Origin of the sequence: Paenibacillus sp. (genome assembly GCF_035645235.1) — a bacterium.
Taxonomy (GTDB): domain Bacteria; phylum Bacillota; class Bacilli; order Paenibacillales; family YIM-B00363; genus Paenibacillus_AE.
In genome coordinates this window covers 1-4,632 of record NZ_DASQMZ010000123.1, presented here as the reverse complement: position 1 = coordinate 4,632, position 4,632 = coordinate 1, and the positions used below count along the sequence as shown (strand labels likewise).

Here is a 4,632-nt window from a genome sequence, read left to right as displayed (position 1 = left end):
GTGCCTTCTCGTTTTCCGAAACGTTCGTTATCGACTTTACGCTTCTCCGACCTGCAATACGCTCGTGCAATGCTTGCACCGCTTCGCCGCGATCGGCACGAGGGACAAGCATTCCGGGCACGTCTTCTCGGTCGGCGCCGGAGCTTCCTTCTGCCGGAACTTGCGCAGCTTGTTGATCTGCCGGACGACGAGGAAGATCGTGAACGCGACGATCAGGAAATCCAGAACCGTATTGAGGAACAGACCGTAATTGATCGTCGGCGCGGCATCCGCCGCCGCTTCCTCGAGCGTCTCGTACCGTTTGCCGTTCAAGGCGATGAACAGGTCGTCGAACCGAACCTGCCCGAGCAGCCATCCGATCGGCGGCATGACGATATCGTTGACGATCGACGTCACGATCTTGCCGAACGCGGCCCCGAGCATGACGCCGACCGCGAGGTCGATGACGTTGCCCTTGACGGCGAATGCCTTGAACTCTTTCCACATGGGACTAGCCTTCTTTCCGATAGGATTCCGTTCGCCATTGTACCATACCGGGACGCCCTTGCCGATGCGAATCGCGCTTCCGCCGACGCGCCTCTCCGTTCCGCGCGAACCGCGGATCGACGCTTATGGTACAATGTGAGAACGGGAGGTGCTTCATGGAAAAGAAGACGCGCATCCTGAACAGCGCGCTCACGCTGTTCGCCGCGAAAGGGTACCATCAGACGACGATCCAAGACATCGCGGACGAGGCGGGAATCGCCAAGGGCGGCATTGATTTCTACTTCAAATCGAAGGAAGAGCTGCTGTTGTCGGTCGTTACCGATTATTACAAGCCCCGGCCGAAGGAACCGCGGCGACCGCCCGGGAGGCGGCGGACGTCATGAAGGAGGAGGCGGCGAAGCCGAAGCCGCGGCGCATCGTGCTGGCGGGCATGCTCTCGCTTCTCGAACGGATTTGCAGCGGCGAATCGGAGGCGCAGCTCGAGCTTGCGGAGGCAGCTCGGCTCGTCGAGACGTTCGACTGAAACATTTTCCTTGTATGTTGCATGGAGTTTGTGGTAATATTAAATATTGTAAGTGTAACCCCTTATGAACATTCCTCAGATGGATCTAACCCAATCCTCGTTTTCACTTCCTTTTTTACTCTAACGGCTGCAGGAAGGAACACGAATCCATACTGGCGCGGTCTAGGAACCGCAAGGACGATCGAGAGGCAGGGCTATCGTTGTTTTCGTGAAGTAATGAATTTCGGAATCGACATACGCGGTTGCGCGACACATAAACAGACCCCCGTTCCGGGCTCCGGAGCGGGGGTCGTCCAATTTTTAAGGCCCTTTTACGCGGTCTGGGCCAGCTTTCTCGTCCCGCGCCAGAACACCGCCGTGCCGACGAAGCTGCAAGCCGCGGCGAACAGCAGCAAAGCCGAGATCGGGACGACGTCGACGAGCGCCGAACTGAGGATCGGACCGAAGGAGCCGCGGATGCCGAACAGGAGCAGGTGAAGGCCGAAGACGACCGCCTCGCGCCCCGGCGCGATGCGGAAGACGTACGCCAAGATGCCGATGTCCCAGATCGCGTCGCCGATGCCTTGCACCCCGCTCGCCGCGATGACGGCCGGGTAGTTGCCGAACAGACCGTACAGGAGCGGCGCCGCGCCGAACGCGGCGATGCCGTACGTCAGCGTCCGCTCGGGCGGGTAGCGGTCGACCGCCCAGCCGACGACGAGCAGCGCGGCGATGAGACATACATAATACGTCATGCGGGCGTATCCGATCTCCACGTTAGTCAGCTGGAGCAGCTCGACCTGCATAATCTGATAAAGCGGTTGCACGAGGATGTTGCCGAAGCCCGAAAACGTCGTAGCGATCAAAAAGATCGCCAGCGGCCGGTTCTCCTTCACGACCGCCCATTGCTCCTTCAGCGTCGCCCGCTTCGCGGCGGTCGAACGCGCCGGCGCCGGCTCCGACGCGCGCACGCCGAAGAACATCGAGATCGACACGAGTCCGGTGAGGGACGCCAGCATCAACGGACCGGACGGCCCCCCGAGGTCCGTCCATAAGCCGATGAAGTACGCGGTAGGGATCATCAAGATGCCCATCGCGACGCGCACGTACCCCATCAACCGACCGCGCAGCGGCGCCGGGTAAATGCGGGTCATCAAAGCCGCGTACGCCGGCGCCTGGATGCCCATCAACAGATGAAACGCGAGCGCGGTGGCGACGTACACCCACGGGGCGCCGAAGAACGCCGGGAGCAGGATGAGCGCCCGGCCTACGACGTTCGGCCAGATGACGAACGGCTTCGGGTTCATCCGCTCGATCCAGGCGGCCCACAGCGGCGAAAACAACAGTCCGATCGCCGGCGCCGCTGAGAGCAAGCCGACTTGCACGTTCGTCGCACCCTGCTGAATGGCCATGGGCACGTAGAACTGGTTAAAGACGACGTTGAACGTGCTGAACAGGGCGGCCGCGCCGAAATCCCAGCGGAAGTTGTTCCAAGCGTCGGGGCCGAGCGGCAGGCCGAAACGAGGCTGGGGTTGAAACGAAAAGGCAGGCTTCACGAGAGGTTCCTTCATTCTGTAGGTAGTTTATGCGTCTACATGCAGAATCCCATGGAACTCGGTTTTACGCAAGGCGCAATTTTATGAAAATATCCCGATTTCGCTCCGCTTTCCCCGCCGTACCGTTCGGGAGCGCGGACGGGGACGCCGGCGCTTCTTTTTTTCGTTCTCCGCGAACACCCATTTCTCCCCTCCCGAATACGATGGCATGAAGTCATGTTACGGGAGGATCCGTCGAGGTATGCAAATCCATGTCATTCAACCGGGGCAATCGCTGTACGGCCTGTCTCAAGCGTACGGCGTGCCGGTGCAAACGATAGCCGACGCCAACGAGTTGGACGCGAGTCAATCGCTCGTCGTCGGCCAAGCCGTCGTCATTCCGATCGTCGGCTCTTATCATTGGCTGCAGCCGGGCGAGAGCCTGTATTCGGTGTCGCGCCGGTACGGGATACCGATCGAGACGCTCGCGTCCGTCAATCGGCTGTCGACGACGCAGACGCTGCCGGTCGGCTTGCGGCTGTACATCCCGCCGCGGCCGAAGCGCGGCGTCGAGTCGAACGCGTACGTCGAGCCGCGGGGCGAGACGGTCGCGCCGGCGCTCTCCGCGTCCGCCCGCGAAGCCGCGCCGCATCTGACGTATCTCGCGCCGTTCTCCTTCCGCATTCAGCGGGACGGCTCGCTCGAACGGCCGCCGCTCGGCGACCTTGCCGGCATCGCCGCGGCGCAGCGCGTCACCTTGATGATGGTCGTTACCAATCTCGAGAACGACCAATTCAGCGCGGAGCTCGGCCGCATCATTATGAACGATCAGGCGGTCCAGACGGCGCTGCTCGACAACATCGTGCGGACCGCCCGCGAGCTAGGCTTCCAGGACATCCACTTCGACCTCGAGTTTCTGCGGCCGGCGGATCGCGAGGCGTACAACCGGTTCCTCGAGCGGGCGTCGGAGCGGCTGCACGGCGAAGGCTTCCTCATGTCGACGGCGCTCGCGCCGAAGACGAGCGCGACGCAGCAAGGCGAGTGGTACGAGGCGCACGACTACGCCGCGCACGGCCGCTACGCCGACTTCGTCGTCATCATGACGTACGAATGGGGCTACAGCGGCGGCCCGGCGATGGCGGTGTCGCCGATCGGCCCGGTGCGCCGCGTGCTGGAGTACGCGCTGACGGAGATGCCCGGGAGCAAAATCATGATGGGCCAGAACCTGTACGGGTACGATTGGACGCTGCCGTACGTCGCCGGGGGCGAGTACGCGCGGGCGCTCAGTCCGCAAGCGGCCATCGATCTCGCGCGCCGGACGAATTCGTCGATTCGTTACGACGTCGCCGCGCAGGCGCCGCACTTCAACTACTGGGACGCCCAAGGCCGCCAGCACGAGGTGTGGTTCGAGGACGCGCGCTCCATCCAGGCGAAGTTCGACCTGATCAAGGAGCTGGGCCTGCGCGGCATCAGCTATTGGAAGCTCGGCCTCTCGTTCCCGCAAAACTGGCTGCTGCTCGAAGACAACTTCACGATCGCGAAGCGGCGCTGACGCGTCGCAGCGCCCAGCGCAGCCCGATCGTAATCGCGGCGTAGATCGCAAGGACGACGGCGAGCGTCAGCAGACGTTCGCCGCGCAGTCCGTCCGCCATGAGCACGGGACCGATGCCGAAGAACGTGACGAGCGCGTACAGCACGACAGCGACCGCCCAGACGAGTGCTTTCATGGAGCCTCCTCCTTTTTTCAAAATGTGGCGTATTGGCCTCTCCCGTTACTATCCCCCCTTCCGTCGGGGACATTCCGGCTCCCGCCCGCCATCGCCTCGTACATTAGAACATATATGACCTTATTCGCCGAAATAAGATCACATTGTGCCTTATTTCGTGCCCCTCGCCGACACGTTCGGTTCCCGTACCTGCCGCCGCCCCCCCGACTGCCCGCGTTGGCTCGCACATAAGGTCATATATGACCTTATTCGCCGAAATAAGATCACATTGTGCCTTATTTCCTGCCCCTCGCCGACACGTTCGGTTCCCGTACCTACCGCCGCCCCCCGACTGCCCGCCATCGCCTCGCACATAAGGTCATATATGACCTTATTCGCCGAA

General features: G+C 62.0%; 6 protein-coding genes. 3 read left to right on the top strand and 3 right to left on the bottom strand.

Going from position 1 to position 4,632, the window contains the following annotated elements:
• Positions 1 to 36: 36 nt before the first annotated feature.
• Positions 37 to 486 (bottom strand): large-conductance mechanosensitive channel protein MscL, encoded by a 450-nt coding sequence (mscL, locus tag VEZ38_RS11745; protein WP_324893553.1) that lies wholly within the window; start codon positions 484 to 486, stop codon positions 37 to 39.
• Positions 487 to 641: 155 nt separating this feature from the next.
• Here mscL and VEZ38_RS11740 point away from each other — a divergent pair, with 155 nt between their 5' ends.
• Both VEZ38_RS11740 and VEZ38_RS11735 read left to right on the top strand, forming a co-directional pair.
• A complete protein-coding gene (locus tag VEZ38_RS11740; protein WP_324893552.1) occupies positions 642 to 869 on the top strand; it encodes a TetR/AcrR family transcriptional regulator in 228 nt (75 codons plus the stop codon).
• Positions 866 to 1,009: a hypothetical protein gene (locus VEZ38_RS11735; protein WP_324893551.1), complete on the top strand. Its 144-nt coding sequence runs from the start codon at positions 866 to 868 to the stop codon at positions 1,007 to 1,009. Before VEZ38_RS11740 ends, VEZ38_RS11735 begins: the two co-directional genes overlap by 4 nt.
• Positions 1,010 to 1,320: 311 nt before the next feature.
• On the opposite strand, the gene VEZ38_RS11730 is transcribed toward VEZ38_RS11735, so the two are convergent.
• Positions 1,321 to 2,544, bottom strand: coding sequence for an MFS transporter (locus tag VEZ38_RS11730; RefSeq protein ID WP_324893550.1), 1,224 nt, complete (start codon positions 2,542 to 2,544; stop codon positions 1,321 to 1,323).
• A 241-nt stretch (positions 2,545 to 2,785) separates the two neighbouring features.
• Between VEZ38_RS11730 and VEZ38_RS11725 the strand changes: the two genes are divergently transcribed.
• On the top strand, positions 2,786 to 4,075 hold the full coding sequence (locus VEZ38_RS11725) for a glycoside hydrolase family 18 protein (protein ID WP_324893549.1): 1,290 nt from the start codon (positions 2,786 to 2,788) through the stop codon (positions 4,073 to 4,075).
• On the opposite strand, the gene VEZ38_RS11720 is transcribed toward VEZ38_RS11725, so the two are convergent.
• Entirely contained in the window at positions 4,053 to 4,250 is a 198-nt protein-coding gene (locus VEZ38_RS11720; protein WP_324893548.1) for a DUF6954 family protein, read from the bottom strand. The two genes, VEZ38_RS11725 and VEZ38_RS11720, sit on opposite strands and share 23 nt — an antisense overlap.
• Positions 4,251 to 4,632: the final 382 nt, after the last annotated feature.